Raw genomic sequence first — 19376 nt, 5'->3', positions numbered from 1 at the left:
CCCACCCGCGCCGCGGCCGCGGTCACAGCCGGCCTCCTATGGTCGGCGTGTGGTCGCGGGAGGGCGGGAGTTCGGATTGGACGATGCCGGGGTGGGCGGGTGCGCCCTTGGACGGGTTCTTCACCTCGTCCTCGAACATGTGCGCCAGACTGTCGCGAGAGTTGTACAAGCCGAGCGCGATCACCATCAGCAGCAGGGCGCCGATCCCCGCCTTGAGGCTGAACTTCTGGATCATGATGGTGACGACAAGGACGAGGAGTCCGGCTTGCAGGCCCTTGGTCGCCCAGTTCTTGAACATGGTGATCCAGCTGTTGCCGAGGTCGTCCAACTGCCCGGCGAGCACCAGGCTGTGCACCGTGTTCATCGCACGCCCCCGTCCTGGACCGTGCCGGACTGAAGGCCTGCGACTTCCCACCGACCCGAGCGGGCCTTGAGAACGAGCTCGTAGGCGAGCGGCCACCGACCGCCGGCGTCCCGGGCCTCCACCCGGGCCAGGACACGCGCCCTCGTGCCGTCGGCAGGGACGTGTTCGGCGGCCGCTGCCTGATCGACGGCCGACACCTGCTGCACCAAGACCGCCGTGTACGGGGCGGGGGAGATTGGCGCCAGCGCCAGGCCGGGCGCGAGGTAGCGGCTCACCTCGCCGGCACCGGTCAGGTAGGCGGCGAGGAACTCCCCGACGGCCAAGGACAGATCACCGTCCGGGACGCTCACCCGGTACGGCGACTTCGCCGCCTCGGCCCGGGCCGGGCCGGCCACCACGCCGGGCGCACCGGTCACCGCGAACGAGGCGCCCGCCCCGTCGGCGACCACCGGCACCGTGTAGTAGCGCAACCGGCCGTCGGCGTACTGCGCAGCCACCGTCACCGACCACGCACCGCCGCCACGCTGCGCAGTGCGCACCGCGGTCACGGACTCCGGCTTCGACTGCGCACCCGCTGCCGGATCGGGCAGTTCGACGTCCGGGGCCATCGACTGCGCAAGCCGCGCCTGCGTAGTCGTCGCGTCATCGGCGCTGCTGCGCAGCCACGCACTGACGAACACCTGCGCATAGCCAGCCGGGTCGGTGGCGGCCGCCGCGGTGCGCACGGCGGTGGGCTTGGCTGTCGTGGCTGCCTCGAGGGTGGTCGGGGTGGAGGCGACGGCGACGCACAGGGCGACGGGGCCGGCCGCGATGACCGTCCAGAGCGCTACGCGTGAGAGGCGTACGCGGCGGCGCATCGCCTCCAGCCGGGTGCCGCCCGCCATCGAAGCAGCGGCCTCGGTCGGTGAGGCCTGCTTGCCAGGAGACATGGTCAAACTCCCAGGTCAATTGCGGATGTTGCTGACCTTGAGGAAGCCCGGCGACCCCGACCCGACCACCGACCATGAACCCCCGACCACGGTCACGATGGGGACACGAAGTCTGTGGTGGGGGTCGTGGTCGGCCCAGACCGCGACCCCGACCACGGGCCTGGCCGTGAGAGGAGGCCAGGACATCGCGTCCGGTTCACGGTGCCGGGCCAGGGGACTGCTGGGCGACGAGGTGACGCTCGGCCGGCGGGCCCGTCGTCGATGCGTAACGGCAGTCGCCCCTGCCTTCGGCGGGTGCCTGCGCGGTGCGCCACCCGGACCTGCGCAACGGAAGGTCAGGAATCCTCGGGCCGGCTGCGCAGTCGTACCGCGTCACGCGACTGAGCAGGGTCCTCGGTTGGTTGCGCAGCCCGGTTGCGCATCGCCCATCCAGCGCTGCGTGCCGGTTGCGCATCGCCCATCCAGCGCTGCGTGCCGGTTGCGCAGTCGGGTTGCGCAACGTGCGCACGGGGGGTGAAGGAGGGTGTGGTCGGCCCGACCATGAGCCCGACCACGGCAGCCGGACAGCCACGTTGCCCGATCGTGACCGATGGTCGGGGCTGATGGCCCTCAACCTGGTCGGAGCCGGCGGATGAGCTGACCGCATGCACCGCACACACGCCTGCGCATCTGTGCCCACCGGCCACCCCAGCCTGGTGCGCTGCCGTGGCCATCGCGCATGGCCTGCGCCCTGGGCAGCGCGATGAGCGGCTTCGGAGCAGGAGTTCGCCGCGGGGTGATGGCGGCGGACCGGTTCACGCAGATCGCCAACGGCTTGTTCCGGGACACCAGGTTGTCCTTCAAAGCGAAGGGCTTGTTCGGCTACATCAGCACCCACGCCACCGGCTGGCAGGTGACGGTCGCCGACCTCGTGAGGGCCGGGCCCGACGGGCGGGACGCCGTACGCGCCGGCCTGAGCGAACTGCAAAGGCACGGATACCTCCTTCGCGAACAGCTCCGGCACGATGACGGGACGCTCGCAGAGATCGTCTACTCGATCACGGACCGACCGCTGGCCATGGACGCCGGCCTCGTGCGGGCGGCCGGTGTGGCGTTCGCCTCCGTTCCGGCCGGCGGGGCGGTGCGCGGCTTGGGGGCGGGGATCCGGCGCGGGGTGATGGGGGCGGACCGGTTCACCCAGATCGCCAACGGCCTGTTCCGGGACTCGAGGTTGTCGTTGAAGGCGAAGGGGCTGTTCGGACTCATCAGCACGCACCGGGACGGCTGGCGGATGACCGTCACCGACCTGGCGCGCCGCGGCCGCGACGGCGAGGCCGCCGTGAAGAGCGGGCTCAAGGAGCTTCAGAAGCACGGCTTCCTGCTGAGGGAGCGCGAGCGCAACCCCGATGGCACCCTCGGTGCGGCCGCGTACGTCATCACCGACCTGCCCAGCCTGCCAAGCAGCAGGTCGCAACCGATGTCGGGTTTTCCACCGGTGGATAACCCGACGTCGGTTCATCGGCCCCCTAAGAACACCAACACAAAGAAGACCACCAAGCAGAACACCAGACCCCTCCGTCCGTGCGACCGCGGCGACCTTGCGCGGACACGCGCAGGGACGCAAGCGCCGGAGCAACAACCAGCGTCCTCGGCGGCCGCGTCCCGGACGGACGACCTGCATCCGGGGATCCGGCTGCTGCTCGAGATCGGGGCGAGCCGTCCCGAACTGCTGCTGACCGGGAAGACCCTGACCGACCAGGGCCGTGTGGCCACCGTGATGCTGGAGGCCGACTGGAGCGCCGATCAGCTGCGCCACGTCATCACCGATCGGCCCTTGCCGAGCCCGGTGCGTACCTCGGTCGGGGCGATCATCGCCGCCCGCCTGCGCGCCGCCCAGGCCTACCCGCCACCCCCTGCCGCGGCTGGCCACCCAAAGGCGGCTTTTAGCGACGAGCCGCGGACGCTCACGGCCACCTGCCGGTCGACGACGGCGGCCGCCCGCACCGTGAGCGAGGCCCTGACCTACCGGGCCCTCGTGGAATGCGCCGGCTGCGGCGTTCCCTCCACCGCGCCCGGCGAGGACCTCTGCCCGGCCTGCCTCGGCTGGCCGCTGTGCCGCGCCTGCCCCGGCCCCACTCCCCGCCGCGCCCGCCCCGGCGGCGACGGCCGCTGCACCACGTGCACCACCGCATCGAAGCGACCTGCGGAAGGAAGCAACCCATGAACGAGCCGAGCAAGCCCTCGCTCCCGGCAGAGCACGAGCGCGTGCCAGACGGCCACCAGCCGGCGGGCATGCCCCCGTACCGGCTGTTCGCGCACGAACCGTACTACCCGCTGCCCGCCCGGGAGATCAACACCTCCGTGGTCGCCGCGGCCTGCCTGCTCCACCCTCACATCACGCAGCCCGACGGGATGCGCATCCACCGGAAGCTGGTCCGGGGCCGCCGGCCGGGCGAGATCGTGCCGCTGGCCACACTCACCGAAGAACTGGGCGGCGGCGCCCACTGGGGCGAGGTCGGCGACTGGGAAGCGGTGGTGGCCGACATCGTCCGGCTCATCCGCAACCAGGGCTGCGACGCACTCAGCCTGGGCCTTGCACCCATCGAGCGGGCCCTGCTGTGCAGCGGCCCCGACAGCACCGTCCGCGTCGTCGACCCGGCCACCCACGAATGCACCTCCTACGGCCCACCAGAGCGCGCAGCAGTCCTTAACCAGGTACGCCACCACCTCACCTGGGCCGAGGCAGCCGGTTGCTTATGGCCCGGCGACCACCTGCTCAGCCCGCCTGGCACCAGGCCGTGAAACAGCCGCAGGGATTGATGGGGATATTTGAATCTCCCCACCAGGCGCTCGGGGTGACCTCAAATTTGCTCGCCTTGATTCCCCAACCGAACCCACGCTGGCCTGCGGGTGTCATGTCCGCAACAAGTAGCCCACTCGGCAGCTGGCAGCCCACGACCGAGGGCTGCCAGATGCGTTCGCCGAGGGCGCTGCTCAGCTTGCGAAGATCGAACGGGCACTGCTTCCCCAACCGCCGTCGACGGCGATGACCTGGCCGGTAACGTAACTGCCAGCCGGGGATGCGAGGAAGTGGACCAGGTTCGCGACCTCCTCGGCCTCGCCGATCCGGCCCAGCGGAACTGAGGTCAGGTACGTCCTGACGATGTCCTGGTTGTCGGTGACAACCGTCGACATGTCTGAGCGGGTGACGGCTGGCCGTACAGCGTTTACCCGGACATCGCGAGGGCCCCACTCGCTGGCCAAAGCCCTGGTGGCTGCCTCAAGCGCGCCCTTGGACGCCGCGTAGACCATGTTCTGCGGAATGCCCCGCTCGGCCAGCGCCGAGGAGATGTTGATGATCGCCCCGCCACCTCGCTCGGCGATCACCCGGGCGAAGCGTCCGGCCAGCAGTAGCGGGGCCCGGACGTTCAGCGCGTGCACTCTGTCGATGTCGTTGGCACTCACGCTGTCGCTTGGCCCGCCCGCCGCGGTGCCGGCGTTGTTGACCAGGATGTCTGCTCCGCCGAGTTGCTCGACGACGTCATCGACCAGCTGCTCAGCAGCCCCAGGGGTGGCGAGGTCGGCGGAGAGAACCGTCGACCGACCTGGCAGGCTCGCGGCGTGTCGATCGAGGGTGGGCTTGTCGCGTCCGACCAGAACGATATGGGCACCGCTCGATGACAGTGCGCGGCTGACAGCCGCTCCGATGCCTCGACCGCCACCGGTCACGACTGCGACCGCTCCCTCCAGAGGTGCTGCGGCATGTGTGCTACTCATGAAGGCCTCTGTTGGTTCGATTTTCTGACTCACTGTGTCAGCCTCGCACAGTCGGTCCGAGAATCCAACTGACTGAGTGATCGACAGGAGTGGCGGTGACAGGCCCTGGAACGTTCACGGATTGCCGACGCCTGAGAGCCCTGCCGCGACCTGCACTTCTTCGACCGGAATCCGGCGAAAGTTGCTGAACGGCTGATATGCGCCCTACGTCACTCGAAGCTCCGTGCCGAGGCGCAGGGCTGCAGCCTCCTTCCGGCCGGCAGCACTCAGGGGCAGGGTCACAGCCAGAAACCGGATCGTCGGGATGTTCAGGGTCGGCACCCATATCCCTCCGGATCCGCGACGACCGCGGGCAAGGCCCCGGGATGGCCAGGCAAGAGGGGCCCTCAGATCGTGCGGCGCAGCGGAAACGGCACATCCCTCAGTGCATCGTCGCGGGTGGGTTCGTTTTCGCGACTCTGTCTGCTAGCTTGCTTCTCCGCAATGGGTCCAGTAGTCGAACTGACTCCGGCGGTCCCGTGGAACGTCGGCACACAGCGCCACTCAGAGTTCCATGACCTGGCGGGCCCTCTCTTCGCCGCGCCATGCGCGGCGACCTTCATGAGCAGCCTGGACGTGTTTCCCCTCAACGTCGGGCTCCGCCCGATCTGATCCGTCAGGAGCCCAGAATGACAACGTTGCGCGACTTCACAGACCTTGCCCGCTCGGAGCAGGGCCTCGGTGTGGTGTCGACATTGCGCGCCGACCAGAGCGTCCAGTCTTCGGTGGTCAGCCTCGCAGTCATGAGCCACCCGCTCGGGGACGGGGACGTCGTGGCTTTTGTGACGTACGGCAAGGTCAAGCTCGCCAACCTCAGGATGCGCCCTCGCCTTGCCGTCTCCGTGCGCTCCGGATGGCACTGGGCAACGCTGGAGGGAGCTGCCGAGATCATCGGACCCGACGATCGGCATCCGGCGTTCGATGCGGAGGGTAGGCGCCTGCTCCTTCGCGAGATCTACGCCGCGGCGGGCGGCGTCCATGGCGACTGGGATGAATACGACAGGGTCATGGCCGCGGAGCGCCGTGCGGCCGTCGTGGTGCGACCCGAACGGATCTACGGGAACACCTGAGCATGGTCGGCGGGAGGGCCAGAAGCTTGACCGACGCTGACGGACCTTCAGCCACCAGCTGTAGTGGGAAGCATTGCTCGCGCCACCCTTCGGTGGGCTGTGATGCTGGTGCAGAGAGCGCCTACGTGTCGGCCTCGGCGTGCGCTTGGCGGACAGGAGTGACGTGGCGCTCGCCCCACTCGCGCAGCGCGGCGAGGACGGGGAAGAGGTCCTGGCCGACGGCGGTGAGCAGGTACTCATCCCGCGGCGGGCGGTCGCAGTATCGCCGGCGTTCGATGACCCCGGCTTCCTCGAGCTTGCGCAGCCGTAGCGCGAGGGTCTCCCGCGGGGCACCCGTGTTGACCTGGATGTCCTTGAATCGGTGGACGCCGAAACCCAGCTCCCGAAGCACGAGCAGGCTCCAACGCTCTCCGACGACCTCGAGCGCGTCAGCGATGGAGCAGACCCGGGGAGCCCCAAGATTGGTCGATTCGCTTTTCTGACTCACGATGCTAGGGTAACCCTCGTTAGTGGGTCGGAAAATCGAACCGACTCATGATGGGTGACCGCACTGCGTGAGAACCCTCAGTGAACAAGGAGCAGCAAGAGCTATGTCCTCGATCCTGATCACCGGCGCCTCCAGGGGTGTCGGCCGAGCGACCGCCGTCGAACTGGCCAAGCGCGGACACCGCGTGGTCGCCACTGCGCGGGACCCGCGCACCCTGGACGGCCTCGACGTCGACCAGCGGCTGCGCCTGGACGTGATCGACCAGGCCAGTGTCGACGCCGCTGTCGAGGAGGCCGGCGAGATCGACACCCTCATCTCCAACGCCGGTGTCATCTTCGCCGCGGCGGTCGAGGCCAGCCCGACGGCTGAGATCGAACGCCTCTACTCCCAAAACACCGTCGGGGCGATCCGCGTCACCCAGGCCCTCCTCCCTCAGATGCGTCAGCGCCAGAAGGGCCGACTGCTGTTCGTCTCCAGCGTCGCCGGGCGAACAGTCCTGCCCGGCAACGCCGCCTACGCGGCTACGAAGTGGGCCCTCGAGGGCTTCGCGGAGACGCTGGCCGTCGAGGTTGCCGGCTTCGGCATCGACGTCAGTCTCGCCGAGCCGGGCCCGGTCAGCTCTGGTGCCCTGGACAACATGCTCACCTACAGCCTGCCCGACGACCCGTACGCGGCCCTATTCGCAGGAGGTGGCATCCCCGCCGAGATGATGATCAGCCCAGAACAGGTCGCTGCGACTCTCGCGGACCTCGTGGAGCGGCCGACCGTTCCCCTGCGCGTACCGGTTGGGCCGGTGGCCGAGCACGTCATCGCGGCGCGGGACACCGCCCCTTACGACCAGCCCTTCCTCCCCGCCTAGATGTTCCGTCTGAGCAGGTTGCCGACGCAGCTATCCGAGGGCGGATCCTGAGATGAATGAGAGCCTTCCGGGTCGGGGAGTGGATTGCCGCATCTGTGCCGGCAGCCGGACAGGCCCTCATGTCAACCCGAGCGCGGCCAGCGGCTCACATCGGTCCCGGGCGCTCACCGAACTCCCCCACTCGCTTGAGAACTTGATCAAGCGAGGCGAAGAGCACCCCTGGTCGTTTTCAGGAATCCCCATCAGGATCCCCGCACAGCCCCGCTGCACAGCCCGAAACGGCCCATGCACCGCCACAACCGGCACCTCTGCCTGGCTTACCCGCCCGCCCAACAGCCTCTGATCGGCCGGGCTGCCGGTGGCATCCCAGGCCGTGCACCAGCACGACCGGTTCACCGGACCCCTGCCGCTCATACGCCACCGTCACCGGGCCCAGGCCGGTTGCCTCGCCCTGGACGTACCAGTCCGACCGTGGCTCCAGGAGGAGGCGGCCCCGTTCACGGTCCGCCCTATCGGTAGCGGGGGTCTTCAGACGGCGCAGGCACGCCGCGACCTGTGCTGCCCGGTCACCGGCGTGGCCGGCAGCCGACAGGAGAGCAGATACCCAGGCCATCGTCGTGCACCTCGCGCACCACGTGACATTGACTGCCGTTACAAAGGCGACACCGCCCGTGCAGTGCCGCAGTAGGTTCAACCACGAATGACACCGGTGTGTTTCCGCGCGACCGCGTTGCATGCCGGGAGCGCGGCTCAAGAACGAAGGAGCCGCGCCGCTCGCGACGGTGTGACCTTGGCAGCGGGGGGAGCTGGGCCGGGGGCGCGGCTGTGCGGTCAGGGCCGGCTGGAGCTCAGCCGCTCGATGGCTTCCAGGACATGTTTGCGGCGCGCGTGCGTGCGCTCGTGTCCCTCGAGAACGCGCAGGTCGGACTCGGACAGGAAGGGCAGGCGCCGCTCGATCTCCTCAACGCTGATCTGGCTGAAGCCGACGATGGGCAGGCTTTCCTCGCTGCTGACCGCTCCTTGGACCTGCTCGGCCGCGGCGGTCACTTCCGGCTCCTCCGCCACCGGCCATTCGTCTTCGGGCCTCTGCCCGGGGCGTGCCGCCTGGCGCAGCCGGTCGGCGACAGCCCGCAGCGGGCGGGTGGCCGCATGGGGGAGGCCGCCGTTCGTCGTCTGTTCCACGCGGAAGCCGTCGCCGGCGGCGGCCACGGTTCGGGCCTGCCTGGCGAGGCTGTCCTCGAGCAGTGCCAGCAGCTCCTGGTCCTGGCTGCGGAGTTCCTGCAGCAGGTTCAGGGTGGTGTGGTCCTGGGCCTGGTCGGCGAGGACCTCGCCGGCCCGGGCGCTGGCCAGGGCCCGGGCGGCAGCGGCGTACTCGTCCTCGGTGTTCCTCAGCAGCTGCTGGTCGTCGGTCGGCCCTCGGCCGTGCATCACCCCGGTCACCGTCTTCTGCCCGATGGCCAGCGGCAGCATGGCTGTTCTGAGGGTGGTGCGGGCGGCGAACCGCGCCATGTCGGCCGCGCCGCCGAGCAGGCTGCGGGGCCGCAGTCCGCGGACATGGCCTTCGATGCGGTGCACCCGGCCCTGCATCTCATCGGCCTCGCGCTCGAGCATCTGCCGGTGGGCGCCGGGCGGCGCGAGTGCCGCGTCCGCCCGCAGCCGGTCACGCGCTGCGGCATGAGCGTGGCGGGCATCCTCCAGCACCGGTATCAAGGTCTGCGTCATCGCCATGGGAGGTTGCTCCCTGCATGTGGTGTCGGGCGGGTGTTGTGCGGCTGCCCAGCCGGCCGTCCTCCTGCGGGTGAGCAGCAGGTATCATCCTGCGCGGACCACGCGAAGATCACCCGCCTGGGAGCGCGCTCGCCCTGCGGGCCCCTCGGCACAGGAGCCCGGCTTTACCGCTGCCGCAGGTGCGGAGACAGTCTGCCGGCGGTTCCGCCGTCCGGGTGAGGGTGCGTGTGACGGCCGAGTCGTCCTGGGCACCGCGCGGCCAGTCACGTACAGCCGTCATCGGCACGCCGTTGAAAGCCTCACTCGAATGTCCTGGACCGTCACAGGCTTCCGTTGCTGGCCGCACCCGCCTGACTTCGCGTTTGGGCTGTCTGCCCGGCGTGCCTGGTACTGGTTTTCCCAGGGACCGGCGACCAGGAAAAGGCCTCCCTGTATGTCCGGGTTCTTCGCCGTGACGATGGATTCCGCAAGGCGCCTTCGAACACGAAAGCCGCCTCTGCCGCCGGCGTCATCCATGCGACGCCAAAGAACCACGAATCCAGGGACAGAACATGCGTGACAACAGCAAGCTGTACATCGACGGCGCCTGGCGCGAGCCCCTCGACGGCAAGGTCGCCGAGCTGACCGACCCGGCCACCGGTGAGGTGTCTGGCCGGGTGGCGCTCGGCGGCGTGGCCGACGTCGAACTGGCGGTCGCCGCGGCCAACCGGGCGTTCCCCTCCTACTCCCGGACCACCCGCGAGGAGCGCATCGAGCTGTTGGAGCGGATCGCCGACGAGTACGAGCGGCGCGGCGAGGACATGGCCCAGGCCGTCACCGCCGAGCTGGGCTGCCCGCTGCCGCTGTCCCGTGCCATGCACGTGGCCGCCGGACTGATCCAGTTCCGGGCCGCCGCGCAGGTGCTCAAGACGTTCGCGTTCACCGAGGACCGGGGCGCCACCCACATCCGCAAGGAAGCCATCGGCGTGGCGGGTCTGATCACTCCGTGGAACTTCCCCGCTCTCCAGCCGGCCGGCAAGACCGCTTCGGCGCTGGCGGCGGGCTGCACCGTCGTCCTCAAGCCGGCCCAGCTGGCTTCCTACTCGGCCGTCGTCCTGGCCGAGATCCTGGACGCCGCCGGTGTCCCCGCCGGTGTCTTCAACCTCGTCACCGGCCGCGGCTCGGTGATCGGCAACGCGCTTGCCTCGCACCCCGACGTCGCCGTCGTGTCCTTCACCGGCTCGGGTGACGCCGCACTCCAGGTGAACGCCGCCGCGGCCCAGAGCGCCAAGCGCGTGGCCACCGAGCTCGGCGGCAAGTCGCCGCAGGTGATCATGCCGGACGCGGACCTCGACGTCGCGGTCGACACGGTGCTCACCTGGCTGATGGCCAACACCGGCCAGATCTGCAGCGCGCCGAGCCGCACCCTGGTGCCGCGCGAGCGGCTGGAGGAGTTCCTGTCCGTGCTGCTCCCGCGGGTGGAGTCGCTGCGGATCGGCGACCCGCGCGCGGAGGGCACCGACATGGGCCCGCTGATCTCCGGCGAGCAGTGGCGGACCGTCCAGCACTATGTCCAGTCCGGCCTGGACGAGGGGGCCCAGCTGGTCACCGGCGGCCTGGGCAAGCCGGAGGGCCTGGAGATGGGGCACTTCGTCAAGCCCACCGTGTTCGCCGGGGTCACCAACGACATGACCATCGCCCAGGAGGAGATCTTCGGCCCGGTGATGTCGATCATCACCTACGACACCGTGGACGAGGCCGTCGAGATCGCCAACGACACCCGGTACGGCCTCGCCGGTTACGTCACCGGCAGCGATATCGCGGACGCCGAAGAGGTTGCGTCCCGCATCGAGGCGGGCTACGTGATCATCAACAACGCCGACTTCGACTGGACCGCCCCTTGGGGTGGTTACAAGGAGTCGGGCAACGGCCGTGAGTGGGGTCCGGACGGCATGCAGGAGTACCTGGAGACCAAGGTCGTCCTCGGCCGCTGACGGCCGACGCCGCATTCCCACGGAGATGGCAAGACTCTTGAACGCCACCGACACGCCGGCCGCCCTCACGACCTGGGGGCGCCGGCGCCCCGCCGCCCGCCACCGTCGGCTGCACCGTCCCTGGCACTTTCGCACCGTGGTCGGCGTCGTCTTCGTGGTCATGGCCGCCAGCAGCGCGCCGTCCCCACTGTACGGGCTCTACCAGCAGCAATGGCACTTCGGCACGACCGTCTCGACGATCGTCTACGCCTGCTACGCCCTCGGCGCGATCCTGACCCTGCTGCTGGCCGGGGGCCTGGCCAGGCATCTGGGCACCCAGCGGACGATCGGCGCGGCGCTGGTCACCATCGTCGTCAGCTTCCTCGTGTTCCTCCTGGCCACGGGAGCCTGGGCACTGTGCCTGGCCCGCCTGGTCCAGGGCGTCGCGGTCGGGCTGCTCACCAGCAGCGCGGGCTCGGCACTGACGGATCTGCACCGGGACCGCAGTCACCAGGCCGCGGCGGCCGCCAACAGCGCGGCGACCTCGACCGGCATCGCGCTGGGGGCGGTGTTCTCCGGCCTCGCCGTTCAGTTCGCCCCGGCACCACTGATCACCCCGTTCGTCGTGCTGGCCGTCCTGTCCATCGCCGGACTCGGACTGGTGCGGGCCATTCCTGCCTGGCAGACCATGCCGGCACAGCTACAGCCCTGGCGCCCCCGGGTGCTGCGGCTCGGTGCGGAGCCACGGGGAGTCCTGCTTCGGGTGACGCCCATCGTGACGGCCAGCTGGGCGGTCGTCGGCCTGTACCTGGCACTGGGGGTCGATCTGGTCGGCGGCCTGCTGCACACCACCGACAGGGCGCTGTCCTCGCTGGTCATCCTAGTGGTGCAGGGCTGCGGTGGCGTCGCTCCGATGGTGCTGCGCAGGCTCGGCGACCGGGCGGCGTCCGTGACGGGGTGCGCGCTGCTCGCAGCCGGGGTCGGGGTATCCGTGATCGGGTTCGACGCCGCTCACGCCGTCCTGTTCTTCATCGGTGCGGCGATCACCGGCGCGGGCTTCGGCCTGTGTTTCATGGGGTCCTCCAGCACCGTGACGGCGGCGGTGCTCGCCAGGGGCCACTCTCAGCTCCTGCCGGGGTTCTTCGCCCTGGCATACGTGGCGGTGAGCATGCCGGTGGTCGCGCTGGGCGCCGCCGTGTCCCGGTTCGGGATCGCGGCCACCTTTTCCTGGTTCGCGCTGGCCGTGGCACTGCTCGCGGCGGCGGCAGGAGCCATCGCCGTCCACTCGGGCCGACCTCAGCCGGGCTGACCGGCCAAATCGTCCCGTAGCAGACTATTGGCAGTAGTCACTGCCAATACGCCAAATTACGAACAAATCAGTGCACAGACACACGCACTGCATCCCACCTGATTCTCCCGAAAATCAAACGAACGAAAGGCAGTGGCATGTCCACTTGGTTCATCACTGGTGCGTCCCGCGGTTTCGGCCTGGAAATCGCACGCCAGGCGCTGGAGCGCGGTGACAAGGTCGTCGCGACGGCCCGCAACCCCAAGGGCGTGCAGGACGCGCTCGCCCAGTACGGGGACAACCTGCTCGCAATCGCCCTGGACGTCACCGACGAGACGCAGGCCCTCGCGGCCGTCGAGGAAGCAGTGCAGAAGTTCGGCGGGATCGATGTCCTGGTCAACAACGCGGGACGCGGCGTGCTGGGAGCGGTGGAGGAGACCACCGATGCGGCGTTCCGCTCGGTCTACGACACCAACGTCTTCGGGCTGGCCAACGTCACCCGTGCCGTGCTGCCGGTCATGCGCCGACAACGGTCGGGCCGCGTCCTCAACCTGAGCTCCATCGGAGGTTTCCGCAGCGCGGCGGGCTTCGGCGTCTACTGCTCGACCAAGTTCGCCGTGGAGGGCCTCTCGGAGGCCATGCGCGACGAGCTGGCCCCGCTGGGTATCCAAGTCACGATCGTCGAGCCGGGATACTTCCGCACCGACTTCCTCGACGCCACCAGCCTGCACACGGAGGGCCAGGTCATCTCCGACTACGCCGGGACCGCGGGTGCCGTGCGCGAGGCCGTCCCGGGCCTCAACCATGCCCAGCCCGGCGACCCCGTCAAAGGGGCCGCGGCCGTCCTCACCCTCGCCGACGCCGCGAACCCGCCGCAGCGCGCGCAGCTCGGCAGCGACTGCGTGGCGGAGATGGACCGCAAGATCGCTCACCTCCGCGAGGAGACCGACGCCTGGCGCGAGCTGGCCCTGTCCACGGACCATGACGATGTGAAGGGCGCCGTCTGACGCGCAGCGTGACACGCATGGGTCGGACGAGTCCCTATCCGAGAAGGAGACTGCCGTGACAGAACTCGGCGAATTCCTGCGCGCCTGCCGCGCCCGCGTCAGTGCCGAGCAGCTGGGGTTGACCACGACAGGGCACCGCCGGGTGCCCGGACTGCGGCGCGAGGAACTCGCCTCGCTGGCGGGCGTCAGCGTGGACTACATCGTGCGGCTGGAACAGGGCCGCGTGAAATCCGCCTCTCCCGCCATCCTGACCGCCCTGGCCAGAGCCCTGGAGCTGCGCCCCGACGAGGAGGAGTACCTGCTGCGGTGCGCGGCCGAAGCCGGCCTCTCCGGCGGTGGGAAGCCGACCGCAGCGAGAAAGCCGCAGCTGTCGCAGGCGACCCAGGTCCTCCTGGACAGCATGGTGAACGTCCCGGCGCTGGTGCTCGGCCGCCGCATGGACATCCTGGCGTGGAACAGCCTGAGTTCCGCGCTGTTCACCGACTACTCCAGGCTGCCGGCCAAGCGGCGCAACCACATATGGCTCACCTTCCTCGACCCCGAGGTCCGGGGGCTGTACGCGAACTGGGAGCAAGTGGCCCAGGAGTGTGTCGCCTACCTGCGCATGGACGCCGGCCGCTACGCGAACGATCCCGAACTCGCCCGCCTCGTCGGGGAACTGTCCATGAAGGACCCCGACTTCCGCCGATGGTGGTCCGACCACAAGGTGCGGTCCCAGCGGCAGGGCCGCAAGGAGTTCGTCCACCCGGTCGCCGGGGAACTGAGTCTGGACTTCCAGGTGCTGGACATACGAGGTGCCACGGAGCAGAGCCTGCTCGTCTACACGGCGGAACCGCACTCGCCCAGCGCCCAGGCCCTCACCTTCCTCGCGGGTTGGGCCGCCACCGACCTGCCCGCCCGCCCGGCCGAGGCAGCCTCGTCCACGGGAGAACCCGCGGACGAGGCGAAGCGACGGGGATGAGCGGCCCCGTCTGCTGGGCGCCCCCCGAGTCTGACTCGGGGGGCGCTTTCCCACTGCGTCAGCGCCGGCGGTTGTCAGTGTTCGAGGGCGTCAGCGTTCGAGGGACTCGGCGTCACCCATGACGATCACCGGATGCTGGTCGGGATCGAGCGTGCGCGGCAGCTCCTTCATGTGTTCCCGCGCCAGGCTGACACAGCCGTGGGTGGGACGGCCGTGGTCGACGTGCAGCAGGATGCCGCCACCCCTGGCCGCGCCGAGAGGCCGCGTCCAGTCGACTTGACCTGACCCCCACCCCAGGAACACCGGGGTGCCACAGGCATGGATTTCTGATGGCCACCAGCCCGGACACGGTGTTGCAGAAGGCTTGGTGGCGGGCGTTTTGCCTGTATGGGTGGGGTGTTGCGGGCCGAGCCGGTGTGGGTGGAGACGTTCACCGGCCTGCGGATGGGGTGCTTGGAGAAGCTGCTGCGGGTCGTGCGGGAGCGGGGCGGGAACGGTCCCGGTGGTGGTCGGCCGTGGTGTCTTCCGCTGGCCGAGCGGGTGCCGCTGGTAGCCGACCTCACCATGCGGCAGCTCGCCCCGCTCTTCGGTTGCTCGCCCGCCACCGCCTGCCGGGTCATCCAGCGTCTGGGACCTGCGCTTGCGCTGGCGTCGGCACCCAGGCCGGCGCCGGGCGTCGACCGGTTATGGATCGTGGACGGCACCTTGGTCCCGGTGCGTGACCGTACGGTCGGTGCCTCCTCGTGCAACTACCGGTTCTCGGTGAATGTGCAGGTCATCATCGACGGCGACACCCGCCTGGTGGTGGCCTCAGCACGGTCGGCACCCGGGAACAAGTCAGACGCGCATGTCTGGCGCGAGTCAGACCTGCCCGTCGTAGCGGCGGGCACGACGGTAATCGCGGACGGCGCTTACCTGGGCAAGGGTTGATCGTTCCGCACCGCAGGAGAGCCGGACGTCCCCTCCTGCGCGGCCAGGAGGAAGGCAATGCCGAGCACTGGCGTGTGCGGGCTCGCGTCGAGCACACAGCTGTGCCTCGACGACACGGAAGATCCGACCGGTGCGCTCAGGTGAGGTCCAGGGTGACGCGCAGGGCGGCGGAGATGCGGTCCATGGTCTGTGCGTCGACGGCGCCGAGGAACTCGCCCGCTGTTAGGCGTTTGTCGGTCAGCGCGGTGAGGTCGACGGCGACGGCAGCCCCGCGCACCGGCTGAGCCATGGGAATGGTGACAACCGTGTCCGGGGCCCCCTGCGTCTCGTCAATCACCATGCACACCGCGGTGCCGGGCAGGGCCGCGAGGGCGGCGTCCGACTCAACGATGACCACCGCGCGGGTCTTGGTGGCCAGCTGCACGCGCCAGACCTGGCCGCGGGCGAGAGCGGGGGTCACGCGACGTCCTCACCGAAGAGGTCGGCGAGCTCCTCGGTGTCGGCGTCGCGTGCGGCCCGCTCCCGCCAGGCCCGCACCGCAGGTGCGGCGTCGCGCAGCTGCTGGGCCCGCAACGCGTGCTCGATGTAGGCGGAAAGGTTGCCGCCGGGGGCCGCGGCACGGGCATGGGCGAGGAGATCATCCGGCAGAGTGACTGTGGTACGCGTACGAGTCATACAGGTGAGCATACGCGGGTATGACATCGGTGGGTGCGGCTGTGCGCCCGCATCTTTGATCCGGGCACCGAAGGCCCACGGGCGGCGATCCGGTCGCAAGCAGGAGCGGGCAGGTCAGGTGCAGTCCGCCACGGCGAGACCGATGGCGATGCGGGTCCCGCTGCCGTTGATGATTGCGAGGTGGACGGGACTGTCGGGCACGAAACCTTTATCAGGTGCCGGGGTTCCAGAGCGATGCCGCTCTCGCCCAGGACGTTCGCCAGCCAAGCGACGACGGCGATGGGGTCGCCCAAAGCGGCCGCGCCAGGCCCGGTGTCGACCAGCTCGCCGTTGCGGGGCAGGGTCATACCGATGAGACGGCTGTCGAGGACTGTCACGCCGCTGATGGGTACGATCCGGCCGGAGAGGGCGACGGCGCGCCGGCCCAGGGCTGGCAGCCGTGGGGCCTGTCTATTGCTGTGACCGGGATGGTCCACCGTGATCGGAAGGCGGCTCGCGGGACGAGCGCACGCGCAACGGCTGGTATTACTGGGGCATGCAGGAAGAGACGGCACGCTCCGCGATCGACACGTTCATCTCCGCGTTTAACGCCTCGGACGACAGCTATGTGACTGCCCTGCTCTCCCAGGCCCTGACCTCAGACGTGGTCTTCTGGGGACCGTTGGGTCGCAGCGAAGGAATCGCGGCGGTCGAGCGGTTCGTGCTGGACATCCGGCGCCACCCGGCGGGGACCGGCACGATGGTGCGCTGCTCAGCGGTGGACATGCCTGATGAGTGGGCCCGGTACCAGTGGGTCTTCACCATGCCGGATGGAGGCCCCCGCCTGGCGGGAACGGACGTCGTCCATCTGCGGCGGAGCCTCATCGACCAGGTCATCGTCTTCGCGGGGGAGATCGAGCCGTCCGCCTCCTGAGTCGTCCTTCTGTCGCTGTCCTTCTCGTGAACTTGTCCCTTGCGGCACTCCGGGGCTGCGGTTCGCGGTCGGTCAGGCTGCGGCGTTGAGGGGGCGTCCGCCCCAGCGGATGCCCTTCTCGCTGCGGATGCGGGCGCGTTCCTTGCGTTGGGCGGCAGGTACGTGGGCATGCACCGCGGTGGTGACCTCTGGCTGTGACGGCAGGATCTCGGTGCGGATGGGTAGCTCGCTCGGAACCGTCCATCTGGAGGGAACGGTGCCCGTGCGGTCGAGAGCGGCCGGCTGAACGTCTTCGACGACGGTGACGGGGATCCGCTTGGCGTCAGGTCCACGCCCGATGACCAGGAGAATGGCGTGTGGCTGGGGCGGGAGCTCACGTAGAGCGGCTCGATGGCGGGGGAGCGGCCGGTCGGCGTGTGCGGGCGAGGCCTGGGCCCGGTCGTTTGGGTGGTGTGATGGCCGTCGCTGTGCATATTCGTCTGACCTTTTAGAGTCGTTTCGCTTTTCTTCGATGGCGCCGACGGGCCCTTGACTGTGTGTGCTGTCCGACGCCCGATGTGACACAAGCGGGCTCCACCGCGTGGCGGTGGAGCCGTGCCTCGAGGAGGAACGTTCATGCAGGCTCGAAGGATCGGCGCGGTCGCCGCAACAGCAGTGGCGCTGGTGGCAGCCCGCGACCTTGTCCAGAAGCGGCACGCACTACTGCGGAACTTCCCCGTGATCGGGCACGCCCGATACCTGCTGGAGAGGATCGGGCCGGAGCTGCGGCAGTACATCGTGACCTCCAACGAGGAGGAGCGCCCCTTCAGCCGTGACCAGCGCACCTGGATCTACGCGTCGGCGAAGGAGGAGAACAACTACTTCGGGTTCGGCACCGAGGTCGACGTCGAGCACGTCCAGGGGCACGCCTACCTGAAGCAGCGCACCTTCGCCGGCGCTCTGCCCGACGCGCATGATGCGCAGGCCCCGCTGCCCTCGGCCAAGGTGCTGGGCGGTCCGCGCGGGCGCGCCAAGGCCTTCCGGCCCGCGAGCGTGGTGAACATCTCGGCGATGAGCTTCGGCTCGCTCTCCGGCGCGGCCATCACGGCGCTCAACAAGGGAGCGGCGCTGGCGGGCACGATGCACAACACCGGCGAGGGCGGTCTGTCGCCGTACCACCGCAACGGCGGCGACTTGGTGCTGCAGATCGGCACCTCGTACTTCGGCTGCCGCAACGAGGACGGCAGCTTCAACCTCGACAAGCTCAAGGACGTGGTCGCGAGCGCCCCCGTCAAGGCGATCGAGATCAAGCTCTCCCAGGGGGCCAAGCCGGGGCTGGGCGGGATGCTGCCGGGCGCCAAGGTGACAGAGGAGATCGCCGAGATCCGCGGCATCCCCGTCGGCAAGGACTGCGCCTCCCCGTCGCGGCATACCGCGTTCAGCGACGTCGACTCGATGCTCGACTTCGTCGAGCTGCTCGCCACCGAGACCGGTCTGCCGGTCGGGGTCAAGAGCGCGGTGGGCGAGCTGGGCTTCTGGCAGGAGCTGGCCGCGCTGATGGCGCGGGGGGATCGTGGCGTCGACTTCGTGACCGTCGACGGCAGCGAGGGCGGCACCGGAGCGGCGCCGCGGATCTTCGCCGACTCGGTGTCGTTGCCGTTCCGGATGGGCTTCTCCCGGGTCTACGGCACTTTCGCCGAACTGGGGCTGACCGACGAGCTGACCTTCATCGGCTCCGGCAAGCTCGGCCTGCCCGAGAACGCCGCGGTCGCCTTCGCCCTGGGCGCCGACATGATCAACGTGGCCCGTGAGGCGATGCTGTCGATCGGCTGCATCCAGTCGCAGAAGTGCCACACCGACAAGTGCCCCACCGGCATCGCCACCCAGAACCAGTGGCTGGCCCGCGGCCTGGACCCGACCTCGAAGGCCACCCGAGCCGCTGTCTACCTGCGCACCCTGCGCAGGGAGCTGATAAAGGTCTCGTCGGCTGTCGGCGTCGCCCACCCGGGACTCATCACCGCCGACGACATCGAGATCATGAACGGCGACTACGAGGCCCGCACCCTGGCCGGCGTCTACGGCTACAAGGACGGCTGGGGCGAGCTCGGCCCGCACCTCGCCAAGGAGATCACCGAGCTGCTCGTCGGCACGCCGGCCTCCACGAACAGCCGGCCGGAGTGATCACAACGTGCCCGAAGAAGTGAGATTCAACAGCGTCGTCGGCCCCGAGCTGGCCGGGTCGATCGACCTGCCGGAGGGCGAGGTCCGGGGCTGGGGGATTTTCGTCCACGGATTCACCCTCGGCAAGAACTCGCCGGCCGCCTCGCGGGTCAGCAAGCAGTTGGCCCGCGAGGGGATCGGCATGCTGCGCTACGACAACCTCGGGATCGGCGACTCCGACGGCGTGGCCGCGTAAGCGGCTGCTCCGAGAATGTGCTT

18 protein-coding genes and 3 pseudogenes are annotated in these 19376 nt (G+C 69.5%); 12 read left to right on the top strand and 9 right to left on the bottom strand.

All coding sequences use genetic code 11. The features are described 5' to 3' along the window. Positions 1-22: 22 nt before the first annotated feature. Positions 23-364 (bottom strand): hypothetical protein, encoded by a 342-nt coding sequence (locus ACQPXS_RS01410; RefSeq protein WP_433446128.1) that lies wholly within the window; start codon positions 362-364, stop codon positions 23-25. Then, positions 361-1293 (bottom strand): conjugal transfer protein, encoded by a 933-nt coding sequence (locus ACQPXS_RS01405; protein WP_433446126.1) that lies wholly within the window; start codon positions 1291-1293, stop codon positions 361-363. The genes ACQPXS_RS01410 and ACQPXS_RS01405 overlap by 4 nt, the downstream gene beginning before the upstream one ends. A gap of 742 nt (positions 1294-2035) precedes the next feature. Here ACQPXS_RS01405 and ACQPXS_RS01400 point away from each other — a divergent pair. Together ACQPXS_RS01400 and ACQPXS_RS01395 are read left to right on the top strand one after the other, a co-directional pair. Next, complete coding sequence (locus tag ACQPXS_RS01400; RefSeq protein WP_433455654.1) at positions 2036-3496, top strand: hypothetical protein; 1461 nt, start codon at positions 2036-2038, stop codon at positions 3494-3496. Further along, positions 3493-4074, top strand: coding sequence for a hypothetical protein (locus ACQPXS_RS01395; protein ID WP_433446124.1), 582 nt, complete (start codon positions 3493-3495; stop codon positions 4072-4074). Before ACQPXS_RS01400 ends, ACQPXS_RS01395 begins: the two co-directional genes overlap by 4 nt. A 192-nt stretch (positions 4075-4266) precedes the next feature. Here the strand turns inward: ACQPXS_RS01395 and ACQPXS_RS01390 are convergent, their stop codons facing one another. Beyond that, positions 4267-5049, bottom strand: coding sequence for an SDR family NAD(P)-dependent oxidoreductase (locus tag ACQPXS_RS01390; protein ID WP_433446122.1), 783 nt, complete (start codon positions 5047-5049; stop codon positions 4267-4269). Positions 5050-5717: 668 nt separating this feature from the next. Between ACQPXS_RS01390 and ACQPXS_RS01385 the strand changes: the two genes are divergently transcribed. Next, positions 5718-6158 carry a TIGR03618 family F420-dependent PPOX class oxidoreductase gene (locus ACQPXS_RS01385; protein ID WP_433446120.1) on the top strand — a complete coding sequence of 147 codons (441 nt, stop codon included), beginning with the start codon at positions 5718-5720 and terminating at the stop codon, positions 6156-6158. 121 nt (positions 6159-6279) lie between these two features. Here ACQPXS_RS01385 and ACQPXS_RS01380 read toward each other — a convergent pair whose 3' ends face one another. Next, positions 6280-6645, bottom strand: a complete 366-nt coding sequence (locus ACQPXS_RS01380; protein ID WP_433446118.1) for a winged helix-turn-helix transcriptional regulator — start codon at positions 6643-6645, stop codon at positions 6280-6282. Positions 6646-6748: 103 nt separating this feature from the next. Here ACQPXS_RS01380 and ACQPXS_RS01375 point away from each other — a divergent pair, with 103 nt between their 5' ends. Next, on the top strand, positions 6749-7504 hold the full coding sequence (locus tag ACQPXS_RS01375; RefSeq protein ID WP_433446116.1) for an SDR family oxidoreductase: 756 nt from the start codon (positions 6749-6751) through the stop codon (positions 7502-7504). An 831-nt stretch (positions 7505-8335) separates the two neighbouring features. Here ACQPXS_RS01375 and ACQPXS_RS01370 read toward each other — a convergent pair. Further along, positions 8336-9232 (bottom strand): hypothetical protein, encoded by an 897-nt coding sequence (locus tag ACQPXS_RS01370; RefSeq protein ID WP_433446114.1) that lies wholly within the window; start codon positions 9230-9232, stop codon positions 8336-8338. 551 nt (positions 9233-9783) lie between these two features. On the opposite strand from ACQPXS_RS01370, the gene ACQPXS_RS01365 reads away from it, so the two are divergent. From ACQPXS_RS01365 to ACQPXS_RS01350, 4 genes are all read left to right on the top strand, one after another. Continuing rightward, on the top strand, positions 9784-11205 hold the full coding sequence (locus ACQPXS_RS01365; RefSeq protein WP_433446112.1) for an aldehyde dehydrogenase family protein: 1422 nt from the start codon (positions 9784-9786) through the stop codon (positions 11203-11205). Between the two features lie 25 nt (positions 11206-11230). Beyond that, complete coding sequence (locus tag ACQPXS_RS01360; protein ID WP_433446110.1) at positions 11231-12493, top strand: MFS transporter; 1263 nt, start codon at positions 11231-11233, stop codon at positions 12491-12493. Between the two features lie 137 nt (positions 12494-12630). Then, positions 12631-13479 carry an oxidoreductase gene (locus ACQPXS_RS01355; protein WP_433446108.1) on the top strand — a complete coding sequence of 283 codons (849 nt, stop codon included), beginning with the start codon at positions 12631-12633 and terminating at the stop codon, positions 13477-13479. A 55-nt stretch (positions 13480-13534) separates the two neighbouring features. Beyond that, positions 13535-14440: a helix-turn-helix domain-containing protein gene (locus ACQPXS_RS01350; protein WP_433446106.1), complete on the top strand. Its 906-nt coding sequence runs from the start codon at positions 13535-13537 to the stop codon at positions 14438-14440. Between the two features lie 90 nt (positions 14441-14530). Here ACQPXS_RS01350 and ACQPXS_RS01345 read toward each other — a convergent pair. Beyond that, positions 14531-14728 (bottom strand): annotated as a pseudogene (locus ACQPXS_RS01345) (L,D-transpeptidase family protein); the annotation flags it as partial. Between the two features lie 99 nt (positions 14729-14827). Between ACQPXS_RS01345 and ACQPXS_RS01340 the strand changes: the two are divergent. Then, positions 14828-15465 (top strand): annotated as a pseudogene (locus ACQPXS_RS01340) (transposase); the annotation flags it as partial. A gap of 41 nt (positions 15466-15506) precedes the next feature. Here the strand turns inward: ACQPXS_RS01340 and ACQPXS_RS01335 are convergent. Then, entirely contained in the window at positions 15507-15830 is a 324-nt protein-coding gene (locus ACQPXS_RS01335; protein WP_433446104.1) for a type II toxin-antitoxin system PemK/MazF family toxin, read from the bottom strand. Continuing rightward, on the bottom strand, positions 15827-16045 hold the full coding sequence (locus ACQPXS_RS01330; protein ID WP_433446102.1) for a type II toxin-antitoxin system CcdA family antitoxin: 219 nt from the start codon (positions 16043-16045) through the stop codon (positions 15827-15829). The genes ACQPXS_RS01335 and ACQPXS_RS01330 overlap by 4 nt, the downstream gene beginning before the upstream one ends. Before the next feature lie 535 nt (positions 16046-16580). On the opposite strand from ACQPXS_RS01330, the gene ACQPXS_RS01325 reads away from it, so the two are divergent. Continuing rightward, positions 16581-16958 carry a nuclear transport factor 2 family protein gene (locus ACQPXS_RS01325; protein WP_054228474.1) on the top strand — a complete coding sequence of 126 codons (378 nt, stop codon included), beginning with the start codon at positions 16581-16583 and terminating at the stop codon, positions 16956-16958. Between the two features lie 72 nt (positions 16959-17030). Here ACQPXS_RS01325 and ACQPXS_RS01320 read toward each other — a convergent pair. Then, positions 17031-17135: pseudogene (locus tag ACQPXS_RS01320) on the bottom strand (integrase); the annotation flags it as partial. A gap of 438 nt (positions 17136-17573) precedes the next feature. Between ACQPXS_RS01320 and ACQPXS_RS01315 the strand changes: the two are divergent. Continuing rightward, a complete protein-coding gene (locus ACQPXS_RS01315; protein ID WP_433446100.1) occupies positions 17574-19118 on the top strand; it encodes an FMN-binding glutamate synthase family protein in 1545 nt (514 codons plus the stop codon). A gap of 19 nt (positions 19119-19137) precedes the next feature. Next, the gene (locus tag ACQPXS_RS01310) at positions 19138-19353 is read left to right on the top strand and encodes a hypothetical protein (protein WP_433446098.1); all 216 of its coding nucleotides are present in this window, start codon (positions 19138-19140) and stop codon (positions 19351-19353) included. The last annotated feature ends 23 nt before the right edge of the window (positions 19354-19376 follow it).

Origin of the sequence: Streptomyces sp. CA-142005 (assembly GCF_050942335.1) — a bacterium.
Taxonomy (GTDB): Bacteria; Actinomycetota; Actinomycetes; order Streptomycetales; family Streptomycetaceae; genus Streptomyces.
Note: the sequence above shows the minus strand (reverse complement) of the source record. Positions and strands in the feature narration are given on the sequence as shown.

Coding starts and splice junctions, on each gene's coding strand:
- ACQPXS_RS01410 (WP_433446128.1), bottom strand. CDS start 364: ATGAACACGGTGCACAGCCTGGTGCTCGCCGGGCAGTTGGACGACCTC.
- ACQPXS_RS01405 (WP_433446126.1), bottom strand. CDS start 1,293: ATGTCTCCTGGCAAGCAGGCCTCACCGACCGAGGCCGCTGCTTCGATG.
- ACQPXS_RS01400 (WP_433455654.1), top strand. CDS start 2,036: ATGAGCGGCTTCGGAGCAGGAGTTCGCCGCGGGGTGATGGCGGCGGAC.
- ACQPXS_RS01395 (WP_433446124.1), top strand. CDS start 3,493: ATGAACGAGCCGAGCAAGCCCTCGCTCCCGGCAGAGCACGAGCGCGTG.
- ACQPXS_RS01390 (WP_433446122.1), bottom strand. CDS start 5,049: ATGAGTAGCACACATGCCGCAGCACCTCTGGAGGGAGCGGTCGCAGTC.
- ACQPXS_RS01385 (WP_433446120.1), top strand. CDS start 5,718: ATGACAACGTTGCGCGACTTCACAGACCTTGCCCGCTCGGAGCAGGGC.
- ACQPXS_RS01375 (WP_433446116.1), top strand. CDS start 6,749: ATGTCCTCGATCCTGATCACCGGCGCCTCCAGGGGTGTCGGCCGAGCG.
- ACQPXS_RS01370 (WP_433446114.1), bottom strand. CDS start 9,232: ATGGCGATGACGCAGACCTTGATACCGGTGCTGGAGGATGCCCGCCAC.
- ACQPXS_RS01365 (WP_433446112.1), top strand. CDS start 9,784: ATGCGTGACAACAGCAAGCTGTACATCGACGGCGCCTGGCGCGAGCCC.
- ACQPXS_RS01360 (WP_433446110.1), top strand. CDS start 11,231: ATGGCAAGACTCTTGAACGCCACCGACACGCCGGCCGCCCTCACGACC.
- ACQPXS_RS01355 (WP_433446108.1), top strand. CDS start 12,631: ATGTCCACTTGGTTCATCACTGGTGCGTCCCGCGGTTTCGGCCTGGAA.
- ACQPXS_RS01330 (WP_433446102.1), bottom strand. CDS start 16,045: ATGACTCGTACGCGTACCACAGTCACTCTGCCGGATGATCTCCTCGCC.
- ACQPXS_RS01325 (WP_054228474.1), top strand. CDS start 16,581: ATGCAGGAAGAGACGGCACGCTCCGCGATCGACACGTTCATCTCCGCG.
- ACQPXS_RS01315 (WP_433446100.1), top strand. CDS start 17,574: ATGCAGGCTCGAAGGATCGGCGCGGTCGCCGCAACAGCAGTGGCGCTG.